Here is a 17,550-nt window from a genome sequence, read left to right as displayed (position 1 = left end):
GTCCTCGAGCTCCCAGGACAGCCGGCGCAGGTCGCGCGGCTCGAAGCCGGCGGAGGGGACGACGAGGAGGGTGTCGATGCGATGGGCGGCCAGCGCCTCGTGGACGTCCGACAGGCGGCCGACCACGGGGGCGACTGCCGGGTCCGCCGCCGCCATCCCGTCGTCGGTGAGCAGCCCGACGACCTTGAACCCCCGGCCGGGCGTCCCGACCAGGCCCCGGGCGACCTCGACGGCGGAGCGGGCGCCGCCCACGACCAGGACCCGGTGCGAGGCACGGCCGACCCGGCGCAGCCGCACCAGGTGGAGCCTGGCCAGCGCGCGCACCGTCAGCGATCCGATGACCGTGGCGAGTAGGGCGAGCCCGGCGTAGCCGCGGGAGAAGGGAACGTCGAAGGCCCAGGCGAACAGCGCCAGCCCGGCGACCACGCGCACCGCGGTCTCGACGACGCGCCGGAACTCCTCCGTGCCCTCGGCGAGGAACCGCGACTCGTAGCAGCGGCACAGGGCCAGGGAGAGCACCCACAGCGCGGGGAAGGCCACCGTCACCCACGCGTAGGTCCCGCCGGCACCTCCGAACCGAAGGAGCAGCGCCGCCCCGGCGGCCAGGGCCGCGACGAGGGCGTCCGAGAGCACGAGGAAGCGCGCGTAGCGCGAGGCCCAGCGCGGCCGCGTGGTGGGGCGGGAACCCCCCTCCGTGCGGTCGGCGAAGACCTCAGCCGATGCGTCGCTGAATTCGGCACTGGAATTCGCGGCGGCGATTGCGCCACGGCGCCCGGGGGTTCGGGTCAAGGTCGTCGCCACGGCCCCACCCCCCAGTTCGACACGCCCCGGTCGGGTCGATCCAAGCGGAGTGGGTCGGAGCACGGCAAGGCCTGAGGACGCGATTGCACCTCGAATTTACGTGCTCGTCTTCTCAGATCACCGCACAGCGACGCCGAATGACCGCAGCGTGACGAAGAGGCTTGTTCGACCAGCGCGTCACAGACCGCCGAAGGTCTTCCGGTAGGCCTTCGCCGCTTTCAGGAACGCGATGTTGGTCTTGGTGGTGCCGAGCAGCATGCGGTGGTCGTTGTGGTCCGAGGAGTGGTAGCGGTTGAAGTAGATGTCATAGGCCATGTTGGCGGTCTTCATCCACGCATAGAAGTGCGAGATGAAGTACGGGTTGTCCCCGTCGCCGTGACCGCTGAAGCTGGCCTTGCTGGCGAGGCCCCACTCGGCGACCGCGACCTTCTTGTGGTGCTTCTTCGCGAAGCTCGCCAGCCACTTCAGACCCAGGTCCTGGTTGGTCAGGTGCGCCCAGCGCTGCGCGACCGTGGCGCTCTTCTTGCCCCACCACTGGTCGTAGACCGTGGACCCGATGTAGGTGACGTAGGCGTCACCGGGGTACACCTTGGTCGAACGGAAGTGGGTCGGCCCGTTGACACCGAGCGCCGGCGACCACTCGAAGGTGAAGTGCTGGTTCGGAACCTTGCGCAGTGTCTTGACGATCTGCCGCCAGTAGGAGACCCAGTGCTTGGGGTCCTTCTCGGCGTTCCACGGGTACCAGTTGCCGTTCATCTCCCAGCCGAGCCGAAGCGTCGCCCGGGAGTATCCGTCCGCCACCATCGTCTTGCCGAAGGCCAGCCAGTACTTGTTGTACTTCCCGGCGGCGCCGGTGACGAGGTGGGCCTTGCCCTGCTTGTAGCTCAGCGGCAGCATCGGCACCGAGAAGGTGATCGGGACGCCGATGCCGGTCAGGCAGTGCCCGAAGAACTTCAGCGTCGTCAGCTGGCCCCAGGTCTGCGCGTTCAGGTAGGCCGACGTCCGCTCCACGGCGGAGTGGCGCCAGGTGCCGAAGGCCGTCAGCGCAGACTTGTCGCAGGTCCCGGTGTAGACACCGGACTGCCACTTCGTGACCGCCTGGGCAGGGGAGGCCAGACCCGGGACGGCAGGGGCGGCGACGATCGCCACCGCCAGGAGGAGGCCCACCAGGGCACGCACCGGGCGTCGCGCCCGCGTGCCTGCCACCCCGTACTCGGTCATGGACCGTCCCTCCGTGTCGGCTCACCGACTCGATCGTCGTGCGGATCTTCCCCGTGGCGTGGCTGCCGGCCTCCCGCTCCCCCTGCCGACACGCTCCTGGCGCACACGGTAATCGCTCGTCCGCCGAATCCAGAATCGGCGGTTCGGCCGATGGGGGGAGGTCCACAGGGCCTGGACACCGTTTCAGCGCAAGGGATTCACCCTCGGTGATGAGCCGGTCACGCGCGCGTCACGTCCCGGTAGAGCTCCGCCATCCGCTGCGCATGCCGGTCGGGACGGAAGCGTCGCGCCGAGGCCAGCCCGGCCACGACGAGTCGCTCGCGCAGCTCCGGTTCCCTGAGGAGGCGCACCAGCGCCCCGTGCAGGGCAGCGACGTCGCCGACCGGGACGAGCAACCCGTCGACCCCGTCAGTGACCGCGTCGGGCAGCCCGCCGGCGTCGGCGGCGACGACGGGGACACCGGCCAGCTGCGCCTCGACCGCGACCCGGCCGAACGGCTCCATGCGGGAAGGGATGGCCAGCACGTCCATGCCCGCCAGCGCGTGCCAGGGATCGGGCAACGGGCCGACGAGATGGACCCGGCCGGGCGCGCAGCGCTCCCCGAGAGCGCGCAGCGAGTCGACGTACGCCTCGTCCCCGGCCCAAGGGGCCCCGACGACGACGACGTGGGCGTCGAGTCCCGAGGCGGCGCGCAGGAGGTCCTCGATGCCCTTCGGCGGGTCGAGGCGCCCGAGGAAGCCGATGACCGGGTGCGGGAGGTCCCACGCGGGTGGCGGGAGCTTCGCGGGCGGGGGCGCCACCGGGTTGAGGACGATCTCGACCCTGCGGTGGCTCACCGCGGCGGCGGTGGCCCGGCTGATGGCCACCATGAGGCTTGCCCCACGGCCGGCGAGATCCAGGACCCGTCGGCCCGGCCCGGGCCGGACGATCTCGCGCAGGTGCAGCACCACCGGCACCCGGGTGAGCCGCCCGGCGAGAACCGCGGACAGGTGCGTCGGCAGGGAGTTGGAGTGCACCACGGCCGGACGTTCCCGGCGGATGAGGCGGGCCAGCCGCAGGGCGCCTGCCGCGGTGTCGACGGCGTAGCGGGCGAGGAGGAGGGCGGAGTAGCCGCCACCACCGCCGCTGCGGTCCCCGAGCGTCGTCTCGGATCGCAGCGGGGTCCGCAGGACCCGTACGCCGCTTCGCTCGGCCTCGTCGGCCAGTCCGCCGGGCGGACAGGCCAGCACGGGCGTCCAGCCGGCGGCCGGCAAGGCGGTGGCGAGGAGCAGCAGGCTGCGCTCCGCCCCCCCGAAGATCGGGGCCCCCGAGACCAGCAGCACGCGACGGGTCGGTGTCGCCATCCGTCAGTCGGCGGTCGCGGCCGGCGGCATGCCGTGCCGCGGCCGGTAACGGCGTGGCGGGCGCACCCGGCGCAGCAACGCAAGGCCACGCTCCCGCTCCTCCGGAGCCGGCGTGACCACGAGGTACAGGGCGATGTAGACCAAGAACGCGGCTGCCGCCACCAGGAGGGTGAGCAGCCGGTCCTCGGGCAGGAAGTGGACGGCGGCGAGCAGGCCCACCCCGACGACGACGGCGGGGAGCACCTGCGGGGCGACGCTGCGGTGCAGAAAGGTCCGGAGCTTGACCTTGGTGAGCCTGCCCGCCAGGACGAGCGAGCAGGGCAGTCCGACGAAGACCAGGCCGATGAAGGTCCCGAGCGCGACACCTGCGGGGCCGAGCGGGTGGGCCAGCACGAGGGAGGACCCGAGGTTGACCACCGACTCCACCACGGCGACGGCGGCGGTGACCCTGATCCACCCGGCTCCGGCGAGCAGCCACCACGCCGTGTCCGTGATGGCCGTGAGGCCTCGCGCCGCGGCCAGCAGCACGAGCACCGCGACGGCCTGGTTGAGCTCGGAGGCCAGGTCGCCGCTGACGCCCCAGGCCGCGAGCAGCGGCTGAGCCATGATCGTCAGGACCAGGGCGATCGGCACCGCGATCGCGAGGGAGACCCGCGTGCCGTCCATCAGCAGGAGCGACAGCCGGTGCTTCTCGTCGTTGTTGGCCAGGGTCGAGGCGTGCGGGAAGAACACCTGCGAGAGCGGCTTCATGGCGCGGCGGCTGATCTGGGCCAGCTTGAGCCCGACGGCGTACACCGCGGCGGCCTTGGCGCCGAGCATGAACCCGACCACCACGAGGTCGGCCTGGTTGATGACGACGTCGGTCATGTCTCGCACGAGGAACCAGCCGGACTCGCGTGCGCTGCCCCGGAGGCGGCTGCGGTCCACGAGCCGCGGGGACAGACGCACGCCTGGGACGAGCTTGCGCACCAGCCCCCAGCGGAAGAAGTGCAGCAGGAGGGCCGCCCCGGCGCTGGCGATCGCAGCGCCGACGAGGCCGTAGCCGAGGACGACGGCCACGCAGCCGCCGACGGCTGCGAGGACGGTCACGCTCACGTTCGCGATCGAGAGCCAGTCGAAGCGCTGGTGGGCCTGGATGACCCCGCCGAGGGTGTCGAACGGGATCGAGATCGCGAGCGCGACCGCCAGGATCGCGAAGGTGATGACGGTCTCGTGCGCCAGGTCGCCCGTGACGTGGAAGAAGGCCGGCGACACGACGGCGACCAGCAGGCCGATGACGAGGGCGAACCCGCCGAGGATGCTCAGGGCGAAGAAGTTGGTGTTGATCGTGCGGATGACCCCGGCCGGTCGGCGGTAGGCATCGGCGGCGACCTGGCGGATCGTCGCCGCACCGAAGCCCATGTCGAAGAGCTGGAGATAGGCCACCACGCTGCCCGCGAGGGCATAGACGCCGAAGGCCGCGGTGCCGAGGTGGTGCAGGAGGACCGGCGTCGTGACCAGCGCGGTGACGCTGATCGCCACCACGGCGAGGTAGTTGACGAAGACGTTGCGCCCCAGGTTCTGCGGCAGCCCGCTGCCACCCTCGAGGCTCGGTGAGGCCGGAGGCTCCTCCCCGTCGCTCGCCGCGCCGCCCACGTCCGCGACCGCGGAGGTGTCGGTGGCGGTCACGGCACCCCCTCGGGAGACGACGTCGGTCGAACCACCATTGTGGCGCACCCGCGCGAGGCCCGCGCGGCCCTGGCAGGGCCGGACGCCCACCCCGCGCGCCCGGCCCCGCGTCCATGGTTCTACGTCGATCGGGGTCCGGCCAGGAGCCGTTGCGCCGATCGAGTGTCAGACGAACGGACAGGCGTCGGCGGCACCCCCGTTGGTGAGGGGTGCCGCCGACGCCTGTCCCGACGCTTCGGTCAGCGGGTGAAGGACGCGCTCACGGTCTTGCTGGTCCCGTTGCTGAAGGCGATCACGGCCGTGACGGTGTGCTTGCCCTTGGCGAGGGAGGCGAAGCTGTGCAGGTTGGCGTTGGAGTACGCCGTGCCGGCGAAGTCGTACGGGGCGTCGCCTTCCACCCGTGCGGTCTTGCCGTCCAGGGTGAACGTCACCTTCTTCGCCGAGCTCGACGGGGTCACGAAGATCGCCACCGTCCCCGTGATCGTCGCGCCGTTGAGCAGATGGGGTGAGGAACGGTTGGCCTTGGTGCTGTAGAGCAGCGTGTCCTTGGCCGTCGACGACGCCGTCGTGGGCTGCGCCGTCGAGGACGCCGTCACGGTCGCCTTGCTGGTCGACGTCGGCTGCGCCTTCGAGGAGCTCGACGACTTGCTCGTCGAGGCGGACGGCTTCGCGCTGGACGACGACGCCTTGGTGCTCGACGTGGTCGTCGTGGCCGCCGGAGTGGACACGCCGCTCCACAGCGAGCGGTACGAGGCCGCCGCGTTCTTGAAGTTGCCGCTGGTCGACGTCCCGACGTTCAGGCGGTGCACGTTCGGCGAGTGGTCGGCGTCGAAGTAGGTCTCGTAGGCCACGTTGTGCGCCTTGAGGAAGTTGTAGAACTGCTGCATGAAGTAGGGGTCGTCTCCACCGCCGTGGCCGCTGAAGCTGCTCGGCGTCGCCAGGGCCCACTCGGGGTAGGCGAGCTTCTTGTTGTGGGCCGCGGCGAAGGATGCCTGCCAGGCCAGCCCGTGCGACCCGTTGAGCAGCTGGCTCCAGCGGGTCTGCGGGTTGGTCGTCGAGTACGAGTCGTCGTAGAGGCTCTGACCGATGTAGTCGACGTAGGCATCCCCGGGGTAGGCGTTCTCGACCGCGAACGTCTGGCCGTTGCCCGGCGCCCAGGTGTAGGTGAAGTGCTGCCCGGAGACCGTACGCATGGTCTTGACGATCTGGATCCAGTAGTTCTTCCACGCCGTCGGGTTGCTGCGCGCGCTCCAGTTGAACCAGGAGCCGTTCATCTCCCACCCGATCCGGAGGTCGGCGTTGGCCTGGCCCATGCTGACCAGGTTCTTGGCCAGCGCCAGCCAGTACTTGTTGTACGCACCGGTCGCACCCGTGGTGATGCTGGCGCCGCTGGACGGGAGCATGGGCACCGAGAAGGTCACCGGTATCCCGAGGGACTTGAAGCAGCTCGCCGCGCTGGTCGGGTTCTCGATGGAGGCCCAGCTGGACCCGAGGAACACCATCCCGCGGGCGACGCTCTTGCCGCGCCAGGTCTTGAACTGGTTGATGGCCGTCGAGTTGCAGCCACCGACGTAGACACCCGACTGCCACGAGGGTCCGGCCGCGGAGGCCGCCCCACTGCCAGGGCCGTTGGCGAGGAGCACGCCGGCCGACACGACCGCGACCAGCACGGCCGCGAGCGCTGCCCACACCTTGGTGGAACGGACGCCGTGCTCGGCAACTGGCCGAGACGCATGGATTACGCGCATGTGGGTGCCTTTCCCTAGCGCCACCGGGGTGAGCCAGGACCACACGCGTCCCGAGCCCTGAGGGGCCGGGACGCGCCGACGCTGGCTGATGGGGGTTGGGGAAAGGCGGGGAAGCCCTGCCACGGAGCCCTTGGAGCGGGTCCGTGCCCCCGATCCTGTCCATATTTCGAGACGGGGAACACACCGGCGGGTGGGACAGGAGGGGTGGCGCTCACCCTGGTGCGGCATCCTCCGTTCGGACGATGCGAGCAACACCGTAAGGGATCCGTGCAGCCTTGCCAAACCTCAGGAATGGGTGTTGCACCTCGACTTCTCCTCATCCGTGACCCAGCTGGTGTCGCCGGCAGACGTTGTCCACAGGCCGTAGCCGCCTCGGCCCACAGAGGCCGCGCCGGGACGCTCACGCTTCGCGCAGGTCACTGTCCGCCATCTGCGCAGGTCATCACGGCGAGATAACGACGATCACGGAATGGTCACGGCGGGTTCGTCACGGTCCGTGAGACCCGGACCGGGACGCCGCTAGGCTCGCGTGGAGTCGCGATCCGGTGTGGCGCACGTCACCCGAGAAATCTGTGGAGGCACGGCTGTGGGCGAAGCCGCTGGGTCCGCCGGGAGCATCACCGGCCTCCTGACCGACACCGCGAGGCGCCGACATGCCCGCGCCCGAGTTGGGCAGTTCGTCCGGGGTGCGTGGTTTGCACGCCGGATCCAGCGAAGCGACGGCCGGCTCAAAGTGGGACGACGGGTACGGGTGAACCGGCCCTTCCCTGACGGCAGAGTGGAGCTCGGGGCCGGCGTTCGCCTCCACGACGACGTGCGGCTGTTCCTCGACGCCCCGGGAGCGTCGATCACCATCGGGGCCGACACCTACCTCAACCGACGTACCGAGATCATGGCCAAGCGCAGCGTCCAGATCGGCCGCGGGTGCGCGATCTCGTGGGACGTTCGCATCCTCGACACCGACTACCACAGCCTCGACGGCCAGTCGACGACCAGCCCGGTCCGAATCGGAGACCACGTCTGGATCGGGAGCGGAGCCACTGTGCTCAAGGGCGTGACGATCGGCGACGGCGCGGTGATCGCGGCCGGGGCCCTGGTCATCGACGACGTCCCGCCCGCCGCCCTCGCGGCGGGCGTCCCGGCCCGCGTGGTCCGTAGAGACGTCACCTGGGAGTGAGGCTGCGGGGGCCCCGGGCAGGCGTGGGAGATCCGCCGGACGCGCAGACGCAGCTCGAGGGGCCGTCGACGCCTTGCCGACGGCCCCTCGACGTGCGAAGCGCTAGTTGAGCGAAGCCGGTTCAGGGACCTCGGGGCGACCCACGGCGTGGCGGTCGAAGACCAGGTCGTCCGCCCAGTCCGAGCGTCGGACCCCGTGCGGGAGGCCCAGCATGCGGTTCGGGTGAGCCGCGCGCGAGGAGTACAGGACGTGGAAGAGCAGACGGCCCTTCTCCTGCACCCACCCGCCCTTGTGATAGCCGACGGTGTCGGCGAAGACGACCGAGCCGGCCTTGCCGGTGCAGACCCGCATCCGGTCCAGGACCCCCGCCTGCGCCAGCGCGTCGTCGGTGCTGCGCATGGTCTGGCCGTCGTCCTGCGCCGGGAGCTGCAGGCGGCGGTCGCCCTTGCCGTGCGTCCCGACCAGGTAGGTGAAGGGACCGTTCCCCTCGTAGCAGTCCTCGAGGTAGACGAACAGCTTGAGGATGAAGTAGTCCTCGGGCAGGTCACGGTGCCACAGCTGCGAGGACCGCGGGGGAAGTGGCGTCGGGAGGTTGCGCCAGAAGTTGATGTCCGACACGCGGGTGCGCATGCCGAAGTAGGCGTCCGCGACACCCCGCAGCTGGTCGTTGAGGGCGGTCTGGGCGAGCAGGCCCTTCGGGTCGATGACCGGACGACGTGAGTCGAGGAGCTCGATGACGAACTCCTTGTCCTTGGGCCCCCCGACGTCCGCGGTGGCGATGCGCTGCCGGCGCCGCTCCAGGTCGACGGCCCTCGCCTCCTCGAGGCGGGCCGCCTCCGCCTGCAGGCGACCCAGCAGGTCAGGGTCGCCCGTCAGGTCCGCCAGGGTGCTCAGCGCCAGCCCGTCGCGATCCAGGTCGGCGAGCACTCGGCGCGCCTCGTCCCCCAGCGCCGGTGGGTGTCGGCGGAAGTCGCGCGTCGGGCCGGCGTTGAACCCATAGCGCCACACCGGTTCCGACGTGCGCTTGACCAGGCGCTCCCCCGTGCGCAGCGTCTTCTTGAACGACGACACGGTCGTCGTGACGTCCATCTGCCCCATCCCCTCGTTCGTCTGGTTCTCGCCGCGACGGTCGAACCCGCCCGGCCGACGCCCCCGAGCTGTCTCTTCCTCAGCCCCGGATGGGCTCGGCCGTGCGCTCGCCATCCGTCGGTACGTCGTAGCCGACCGGCGGCACCTGGGTGGGCGCACCCGTGCGTGAACCACGCTGCTGACGCGGACCCTTCGGCGTGTCCCCGGCGAGCAGGGCCGCCGCGGACGCGAGGACGACCGCGAGCACGAGACCCGCGCCGAGGAGCAGCTTCTTGTTCGGTGAGACCGGCGCGGTCGGCGTCCGTGCCACGTCGTACTGCACGACGCTCACACCGGGGGGAGCCGTGGTCGTGTTGGTGAACTGCCGCACGTAGGCGTTGGCGACGGAGGCGACGACCGAGGAGTCCTGGCTGGACACCTGGACGCGCAGAACCAGCGTGCCCGGGTCGTTGACGCCGGTCGCCGTCCAGGCGACGGTCTTCTCCGGTCCGGTGATCAGGGCCCGGATCTTGGTCTCGGTCGTCTTGCTGTCGATCTGCGCCAGGTAGTTGCCCACCAGCGACTGCGCCAGCGACGCCTGCGGTGCGACGGTCGGGCTGCTCGTCGGCTGCTGCGGCACCAGTCCGAAGGTGGCCGTCGCCTGATATGTCGGCTTCGGCAGGAAGGCAGCCGCGACGGCCGCGCCGAGGACGAGCACGAAGACGACGATCCACAGCAGCCAGTGCCGGGAGATCGACGCCCACAACCGGCCCGACTCCACCCTGTCACTTCCCCTCGGTGGTCGAAGGCGACGACCATCAGATCGCGGCCACGACAGGGGCGAATGCGGCCTCCCCCGCCGTGGCTTCACTCTACGACGTGCCTCCAGGGGCTTCGCGAGAGCGACTCGGTCCGAACGCCCGGATGGACCACCAGGTTCGTCCGTTGGGAGGAGGTCGGCTGGTCCCATCGGGTCGAGGTGGTGCGGCCGGGGGCGCGGAGCGGGTCGCGCGACGCTACGGTGTGACCGCGGTGCGCGGAGAGCCCCGCACGGGGAGGGAACCACGCGATGTCCGCTGCAGTCCGGGACTGGTCCGACGACGAGAGGTCCGCCGAGGACGGCGCACCCGAGCCGATCCGCCGGGTCTGGGCCTTGCGGCCGGCCTGGCCGGCGACGGGCGAGGTGAGCGACGCGGAGGAGCTGGTCAGCGTCGTCGTCCCGGCGCGCAACGAGGAGAACGCCATCGGCGCCTGCCTCGACTCGATCCTCGCCCAGGACTGGACCGCGATCGAGGTGCTGGTCGTGGACGGCGACTCGACCGACCGCACCCCCGACATCGTTGCGGAGTACGCCGACCGCGACCCTCGGGTACGGCTGCTCCACAACCCTCGTCGCATCATCCCGGTCTCGCTCAACGTGGCCCTGGCGGAGGCCCGGTCGCGCTGGCTGGTGCGCGTCGACGCGCACGCGGAGGTGCCGCCCGAGTACGTCCGCCTGGCCGTCGCCCACCTGCGCACCGGCCGCTACGGCGGTGTCGGGGGCCGCAAGGACGGCGTCGGGCACACGCCGGCCGGGCGGGCGGTCGCCGCCGCGATGGCCTCTCGCTTCGGAGTCGGTGGCTCGACCTACCACTGGGGCGAGGAGGTCGCGGACGTCGAGCACGTCCCCTTCGGCGCCTATCCGGTGGACCTCCTGCGGTCGATGGGCGGCTGGGACGAGGAGCTGGTGGTCAACCAGGACTTCGAGCTCGACTACCGGCTCCGTGCTGCGGGGCACCGGATCCTCTTCGACCCCGCGATGCGCATCGACTGGGAGTGCCGGCAGTCGATCGGCGCCCTGTACAAGCAGTACCGGCGCTACGGCGGCGGCAAGGTCATGGTCGCGCTCAAGCACCCCGCGTCGCTGCGACCGCGGCACCTGGCCGCGCCCGCCCTCGTCCTGATGCTGGGTGCCGCGGCGGCGGTGTCCCTTCGCCGGCCGGCCGCCGGAGCGGCGCTGGCGGCCCCGTACGTCCTCGGGCTCGGTGTCGCCACCGCCCAGACGGCCAAGCAGGTCGACCCGAAGGCTCGTCGATACGTGGCTCCCGCCTTCGTCGCAATGCATGTCGGATGGGGCGTCGGCTTCTGGCAGCGGGTGGCCCAGGTCGCCCGCCAGCGGCTGCGCGGCCGCTGACGCCGCCTCAGCCGCGGGTGATCTCCGCCTGAGGCAGCGGCTCGGTTGCGAGCGCTCCCTCGGCGCGAGGCCGTCGCGCGTGCCGGCCGCCGCGGGTCGCGCGGATCCTCGCCTCGTCCTCGGCGGAGTCGGCGGCCGATCGGTCGGCGGGCCGGATCGGTGCCTGGCCGGTGCCGTGGCCCGTGATGCGGCGGCCGACACGCAGGAACGGCAGCTCGATCGCCCGGTGCATCGCGTAGGCCATCAGCACCCCGAGGGAGAGCCCGACGAACGTAGTGACGAGGGACCGGGAGAAGCCGCCGAAAGGCGTGTGGGGGAAGTGCGCCTCGGAGAAGTTCAGGCCGAAGTTGTGGGTCAGGTAGAGGGCGTAGGAGATCCGGCCGAGGAACAGCATCGGGCCCAGCGTGAGGGCCGCCGCCACCCTGGTGTTGGTGACGACGCAGCCGACGAAGGCCGGGAGGATCAGCAGCCCGAAAACGCTGTAGAGGTACCCGCCGTTCTCGACGGCGTTCGTGGAGAACTGCGCGACGACCACGACGACGATGGCCAGCGCCAGCGGCAGGGGCTCGCCGAGGCGTCTCAGGGCGTCGTAGGTCCGTCGGTTGTGGAGGAGCAGCGCGACGATGCAGCCCAGCGCGATGTGCACGTAGGACTCGAGCGCGAGGCCCCACTGCCCGTGGATGGTCCAGGGCACGACGAAGAAGAGCGCCGCCACGATCGAGAGGAAGAGCAGACGTCCGCGGAAGCGGTGCGCCAGCAGGACGAAGCCGAGCAGCGGCCAGAAGAAGTAGAACTTCTCCTCGATCCCCAGCGACCAGGAGCCGTCGAAGGGCGCGGTGTGACCGTGGTAGGGGAAGAAGACCGCGTGCTCGGGCAGGAAGAGCAGGTACTCGGGGATGTTCGACACGAAGGCTGCTCGGCGGTCGGGCTGCTGGTGCAGCCCGAGGATGAGGATCGCGTACAGCGCCAGGATCGCCAGGTAGAGCGGGTAGATGCGAAACACCCGTCGGACGTAGAACCCGGCGAGGTCCAGACGGCCGGAGGTCTGCTCCTCACGCAGGGCGAGAGTGGTGATCAGGTAGCCGCTGAGGACGAAGAAGATCGTCACCCCGGTCTTGCCGTGGAAGGCCGGCCACACGTGCCGGTAGGCGGGGTGCGCCGTCATCACCAGGACGATCGAGATGGCGCGCAGGCCGTCGAGGACGTCGATGCGCCGGCGGGCGCGGTACTCGTCGTAGGTCAGCGTCGTCACGATGCTCCACCGGGCCTCAGCGGGCCACGGGCTCGACGTCCGGCTCGGCGCGCTCCTCCTCACGGTCCGGCCAGGTGGCCGGGCCGAGCGAGCTGCGCGCAGAGAGGATGAGGCCGATGAGGACGCCCATGCCGACGGCGAGGCGGTACTTCTCGAAGACCGACTCGACGAGCCCACGGGCGATGAGGCCAACCAGAGCGGCGGTGGCGCCGAGGGCCAGCGCGGCGACGTACGGCCGCAGGTGGCGGCGCCAGACGAGCACGCCGGCGTTGATGACGGATGCGACCGCGCCGACGAACATGACCAGGCCGACGATCCCGCCCCGGTAGAGCATGTCGAGGAAGATGTCGTGCGTGATGTCCATCGTGACGTCCTGGCGCAGACCCTCCTCGTAGTGCACGAACGTGTCCCCGAGGCCGTACCCGATGATCGGCCGCTGCTCGATCAACGGGATGACGACGTCCCACTGGTTGTACCGGGACTGGACAGACCCGACCCGGTGGCTCGGGTTCAGCGCGGTGAGCGTCTGTTGGGCCAGCGGCACCTTGACGACCGCGGCCTGCCCCGCCGTGGCGCCTTGCACTCCCGCGAGGAACATCGGCACCGCGAGGACGAGGGTCGCCGCACCCACCAGGGTGGCGCCCACCGCGAACCGGCTCAGCCGAAGGTTGCGGCGCGCTGGGTACAGGCAGAGCAGGAGGACCACCAGGATCGTCACGTAGAGGTCCAGCCGTTCTGCGCGCTGCGTGGACGCGAGATGGGTCAGGATCAGCACCACGCAGGCGGCCAGGAACCACGGACGCCGGCGACGCGGGCGGGACAGCTCGACGAGGAAGCCGATCACCCCGATGGCGGGGAACAGCGAAGCCGCGTCCGGCCCGAGCTGGCCGAACTGGAACAGGGGCAGGCCCGGGATCGCGTTCGTCGTGTGACTGACCCCCGCCTCGGTCAGCACGAGCATCGTGCCGCCGATGGCCGCCGCCCAGCCCACGAAACGGGTGAAGCGCTTCTCATCGAGATACTGCTCGACCGGCACGGCCGCCGTCAGGGCGAGCATCATGATCACGTAGATGAGGATCGACGCCTGCCGGAAGATCAGGGCTCCGGCGTGATGCTGCACGATGCCGCTGAACAGGCAGTAGACCGTCCATACGGCGAACGCCCACCACCATGGCGCCGAGACCGCCCATCGGCGCGGCCAGCCGGCCCAGGCGACGTGCGCGGCGAACGCGACGGGGATGAGCAGCTGCACCAGTCGGACGTTCTGCCCGAGCACGGCCGGATGGAAGAACCCGTTGAGGAAGCTCGCGTCGGTGTCGGCGTAGAAGACGGTGTCGAGCAGCGCCACCCACCACAGGGTGAGGACGACGTGCACGCCTCGGCCGGCCCGCTCGCGGTAGTACGCCCAGACGCCGAAGATGACCAGCTCGAAGAGGAACACCAGGCTCCCGCCGCGCATCGCCGGATCACCCGATCCGCTCGAGCCAGGGGGCGAGCACGCGGTCCCAGGAGTAGCGCTCCGCGACCAGTCGGTGCCCCACGTCGCCGGCCTTGGCCGCGCGGTCGGGGTCCGACAGCATCTCGACGACACGCTCGGCGAAGGCGTCCGGCTCGTCGGCCACGAGAGCAGCGTCCCCGACGAGGTCCTCCAGGCCCTCGATGCCGATGGTGGTCGACACGATCGGCCGGCCGGCGTCCAGCGCCTCGAGCACCTTCAGCCGGGTCCCGCCGCCGGAGAGGAGCGGCGCCACGGCGACCCTGGCCCGGGCGAGGTACGGCCGGACGTCGGGAACGGTCCCGGTGACCTCCACGTCCGGCGCGGCCAGGGCACGCACCTCGGCGGCGGGCTCACGTCCGACGAGGGCCAGCCGTGCCTCCGGCATGCGCTCACGCACCCGGGGCCAGACCTCACGGCCGAGCCAGAGTGCGGCGTCGATGTTCGGCTTCCACCCCATGAGCGCGACGAAGATCGCGAGGGGCTCGTCCGACGCGGGCAGCGGCTCGGTCGGCTCCCACCCGTTGGGGCAGATGATCAGTTCTCGGGGACGGCCGGGCATGCGCTCGGCGTCGATCCGGCTCACGACCGACACGAGGTCGGCCTGCTCGGCTCCGATCCGCTCCCTGCGGCGCAGCATCGGCGCCTCGGCGTAGGCGAGGCGGCCCTTCAGGGTCTTGCTGCTTCGCGCGAAGCTCAGGGCGAGCGAGGACTCGATGTTGTGGAAGTCCAGCACCTTGCGCCGCGCCGCGCCGACCGGCAGATAGGACGCGAGCTGGGAGTACTCGACCTGCAGGAGGTCCGTGGGCTTCTCCCGCGTCGCGTCGTGCACCAGCGCCGCGAGGTCCTTGTCCCAGAACCGTCCCGCGGAGCCGGTGTGGGTCCGCGCGATACCCCGCACGACGTGCGGGAGGTCGGGTCGCCAGGGAACCGTCCGCACGTCGATGCCGAGCTCGCGCAGCGCCACCGGGTCGCCCGTCGCGTCGGAGAAGCAGCACAGGACCAGCTCGTCGCTGATCGCGGCCAGGCGACGCGCGATCGCGAGCGAGCGGAGCTTGCCCCCCGAGTTCGCCGGCGACGGGACGAACTTGGTCACCATGACGCTTCTCAGGAGTGGCTCCTCCCCCTCACGACCGCGGCGCAGCCGGCCCCCCGACGTACGGTCACCGACGGTCACTATAGGTCGGCACAGGGTCCGATCGCTTCGCCCGGGACCCAACCCGGACCCAACGGCTGAGCCCCGGACACCCGTTCGGACCACGGCATCGGGCTCAGCGCACGACGCGGAACCGCACGAGGTGGGTGGTGACGGTGCCGTCCTTCCAGTGGATGACGCACATCAGTGAGTGCCAGCCGGTCCGCATCAGGCCGGTGTCGAGGCCCAGCGCCTTGCCGCCGGAGGAGCCGACCAGGTCGAAGGGGCGCCGCGAGTCGCGACGCACCGCCGGCGAGCGGCGGTGGGGGTCGTCGAGGTAGAAGCTCACCGAGGCGACCGACGAGGGGCGCCGCGCCGACAGGTAGACGTACTCCTCACCGCTCACCACCGTGCCGGCGAGCCGGTGCGCGTGGGTGCGCGTGTCGAAGCGCGTCACGGCGAGCACGGTCCGGTACGCCGGGGCGACCCGGCCGATGACGTGGAAGCGGGCCGTGCGGACCACCGTCGACCCGTCGCGCAGCCACACCACCGCAGTCAGCGTGTGGGTCCCAGTGGTCAGTCGCCAGGTGCGCCACGGCCGGCCCAGGCCTTCGCTGGTCCCCTGGAGGTCGAACGGCGCGCTGCTCACCAGCCGCATCGGTCGGTGGCGCCGATGGACGTCGTCGAGGTAGAAGGCCACCTCACGGGCCGAGGGCGCCGTGGCGAACACGTAGCTGTTGCCGTGGAGGGTCCGGCCCCACAGCGGTCGGGCGCCGGCCCGGTCGGCCTTGCCGCTGACCCGCAGGAGGACCCGGTGGCTCACAGGGGCGGATGCGGTCGTCGCGCCGACGCTCGACGGGGCAGGGCTCGGGGCTCCCGCTGACGTCGAGTCGGCAGGCGTCGAGCCAGCGGGCGTGGGGTCGGTCGATGAGCCGCTCGCGGCTGGGTCGCTCGCGGGGTCACTGGAGGCCGGGTCACTGGAGACCGGGTCACTGGAGACCGGGTCACTCGACGCGGCCGAGCCGGACGCTGCGGCCGAGGAAGATGACCCAGCCGACGATGAGACAGCCGACGATGACGAACTGGGCAGGCTCACCGTCGACGAGCTGGAGAACAGCTGGCGGTACACGGTGGCCGACTGCGGGAACTTGCCGCCGTTGAGCACGTGGTCGCCGTCGGTGGCCGTCCGGTCGAAGTAGATCTCGAAGGCCGTGGGGTGGGTGACGAACCAGGTGTGCATCTGCTGGATGAAGTACGGATCGTCCTTGCCCTCACCCCCGTTGGCCATCGACGCGCCTGCCGCGACGAGCGCCCACTCGGCGAAGGAGATCGGCTTGCCGTGGGCCGCCGCGAAGTTGGCCCAGAACTGCAGGCCCTCGTGGAACTTCCCGCCGTTCAGCAGGGCGTTCCACCTCGTCTGGGGGCTCGCTGATGAGTCGCCCCACTTCACGTCGTAGACGTCCTGACCGACCGTGTCGACGTAGGCGTCGCCGGGCCAGGCCGCCGTGGCGTCCCAGGAGTCGCCTCCGACCGCGACGTTCCAGTCGAAGGAGAAGTTCGCACCGGGCACGCTGCGCATGGTGGTGACGATCTGCCGGAAGTAGCCGGCGTAGGCCGCGGGGTCCTTCTGGGCGGCCCATCGGTACCAGCTGCCGTTGAGCTCGTGGCCGGGCCGGATCGTCACGCCCGCCATGTCGTTGGCGACCAGCCGCTGCGCCACCACCTTCCAGTAGGCGTCGTAGTCCCCGGCAGCTCCCTCCTCCAGGGTGGGCGTCGGGTCGGCGCTGGTGCCCTTGGCCGGGAGCATGGGGATGGTGACGACGGCGACGCTGCGATAGGGGTTGCTGAGCCAACCCTGGTACCACCAGTCCGGGCCCTCGATGTCAGACCACGTGGAGTCCGGGAAGAAGGTCAGCGTCGAGCGGACCGGCTGGCCGCGCCAGGTCGCGAAGGTGTCCGTGCAGGCCGCTTTGAGGCCGTCGCAGTAGACACCGGAGCGCAGGGTCACCGATGCCTGAGCGCGCCCCTGGCCGCCGAGCGTCAGCGGGGTCAGCAAGCCCAGCAGGACGAGCGCGGCGAGGGTGAGGGAGATCCCCCACTGCAGGGGAGTGACCCGGCGGGCGTGGCCGGTGGCCGCCCGCAGCCGCGCGAGCGAGAGGGTGCTGAGGGGAGATGGGGGCGCGAGGTGCCCAGAGCTCATGGCGCAGAGGTCCCGTTCTCCAGGACCAGGTCCCCGCGCCGAGGGCGCCCGCTCCCCAACGGGACCACCGTCGATGCTTTCTCGCCCGCGGACCACCGGTCTGGCCCGCACCCTGGCCGATTGCGTTGTGGCTAACGGATCGGCCCCAGGTCAGGACCTTTTCTCGCCCGATCGGGTGAGGCGGCGTGGTCCGGCGTACGACATCACCCGGATGCCGTAAGGCGGTCAGCCCCAGAAGCACTCAGCGTGCCCAGGAGCACTCAACGTGC

Annotated in this window: 13 protein-coding genes; 2 read left to right on the top strand and 11 right to left on the bottom strand. The window is 71.0% G+C overall.

Annotated features, from left to right (window positions below; translation table 11 throughout):
• The 5 genes from VMI11_11700 to VMI11_11680 all read right to left on the bottom strand — a co-directional run.
• The coding region (locus tag VMI11_11700) for a hypothetical protein (GenBank protein HTY73072.1) at positions 1 to 801 on the bottom strand (801 nt) is incomplete at its 3' end.
• Between the two features lie 177 nt (positions 802 to 978).
• Complete coding sequence (locus VMI11_11695) at positions 979 to 2,022, bottom strand: glycosyl hydrolase (protein ID HTY73071.1); 1,044 nt, start codon at positions 2,020 to 2,022, stop codon at positions 979 to 981.
• 218 nt (positions 2,023 to 2,240) lie between these two features.
• Positions 2,241 to 3,365: a glycosyltransferase family 4 protein gene (locus tag VMI11_11690; protein HTY73070.1), complete on the bottom strand. Its 1,125-nt coding sequence runs from the start codon at positions 3,363 to 3,365 to the stop codon at positions 2,241 to 2,243.
• A gap of 3 nt (positions 3,366 to 3,368) precedes the next feature.
• Positions 3,369 to 5,033, bottom strand: coding sequence for an oligosaccharide flippase family protein (locus VMI11_11685; protein HTY73069.1), 1,665 nt, complete (start codon positions 5,031 to 5,033; stop codon positions 3,369 to 3,371).
• Positions 5,034 to 5,272: 239 nt separating this feature from the next.
• Positions 5,273 to 6,781, bottom strand: a complete 1,509-nt coding sequence (locus tag VMI11_11680; protein HTY73068.1) for a glycosyl hydrolase — start codon at positions 6,779 to 6,781, stop codon at positions 5,273 to 5,275.
• 751 nt (positions 6,782 to 7,532) lie between these two features.
• On the opposite strand from VMI11_11680, the gene VMI11_11675 reads away from it, so the two are divergent.
• Positions 7,533 to 7,958 carry an acyltransferase gene (locus VMI11_11675; GenBank protein ID HTY73067.1) on the top strand — a complete coding sequence of 142 codons (426 nt, stop codon included), beginning with the start codon at positions 7,533 to 7,535 and terminating at the stop codon, positions 7,956 to 7,958.
• Between the two features lie 102 nt (positions 7,959 to 8,060).
• Here the strand turns inward: VMI11_11675 and VMI11_11670 are convergent, their stop codons facing one another.
• Positions 8,061 to 9,047, bottom strand: coding sequence for a phytanoyl-CoA dioxygenase family protein (locus tag VMI11_11670; protein HTY73066.1), 987 nt, complete (start codon positions 9,045 to 9,047; stop codon positions 8,061 to 8,063).
• A gap of 79 nt (positions 9,048 to 9,126) precedes the next feature.
• Positions 9,127 to 9,807, bottom strand: coding sequence for a Wzz/FepE/Etk N-terminal domain-containing protein (locus tag VMI11_11665; protein ID HTY73065.1), 681 nt, complete (start codon positions 9,805 to 9,807; stop codon positions 9,127 to 9,129).
• A 288-nt stretch (positions 9,808 to 10,095) separates the two neighbouring features.
• Between VMI11_11665 and VMI11_11660 the strand changes: the two genes are divergently transcribed.
• A complete protein-coding gene (locus VMI11_11660; protein ID HTY73064.1) occupies positions 10,096 to 11,199 on the top strand; it encodes a glycosyltransferase family 2 protein in 1,104 nt (367 codons plus the stop codon).
• A 7-nt stretch (positions 11,200 to 11,206) separates the two neighbouring features.
• On the opposite strand, the gene VMI11_11655 is transcribed toward VMI11_11660, so the two are convergent.
• The 4 genes from VMI11_11655 to VMI11_11640 form a co-directional block, all read right to left on the bottom strand.
• Complete coding sequence (locus VMI11_11655) at positions 11,207 to 12,451, bottom strand: acyltransferase (protein HTY73063.1); 1,245 nt, start codon at positions 12,449 to 12,451, stop codon at positions 11,207 to 11,209.
• 16 nt (positions 12,452 to 12,467) lie between these two features.
• The gene (locus VMI11_11650; GenBank protein HTY73062.1) at positions 12,468 to 13,910 is read right to left on the bottom strand and encodes an O-antigen ligase family protein; all 1,443 of its coding nucleotides are present in this window, start codon (positions 13,908 to 13,910) and stop codon (positions 12,468 to 12,470) included.
• Between the two features lie 7 nt (positions 13,911 to 13,917).
• Positions 13,918 to 15,042 carry a glycosyltransferase family 4 protein gene (locus tag VMI11_11645; protein HTY73061.1) on the bottom strand — a complete coding sequence of 375 codons (1,125 nt, stop codon included), beginning with the start codon at positions 15,040 to 15,042 and terminating at the stop codon, positions 13,918 to 13,920.
• A gap of 175 nt (positions 15,043 to 15,217) precedes the next feature.
• The gene (locus VMI11_11640; GenBank protein HTY73060.1) at positions 15,218 to 17,281 is read right to left on the bottom strand and encodes a glycosyl hydrolase; all 2,064 of its coding nucleotides are present in this window, start codon (positions 17,279 to 17,281) and stop codon (positions 15,218 to 15,220) included.
• Between the last annotated feature and the right edge of the window lie 269 nt (positions 17,282 to 17,550).

The organism is Actinomycetes bacterium (genome assembly GCA_035506535.1).
GTDB lineage: Bacteria > Actinomycetota > Actinomycetes > DATJPE01 > DATJPE01 > DATJPE01.
Note: the sequence above shows the minus strand (reverse complement) of the source record. Positions and strands in the feature narration are given on the sequence as shown.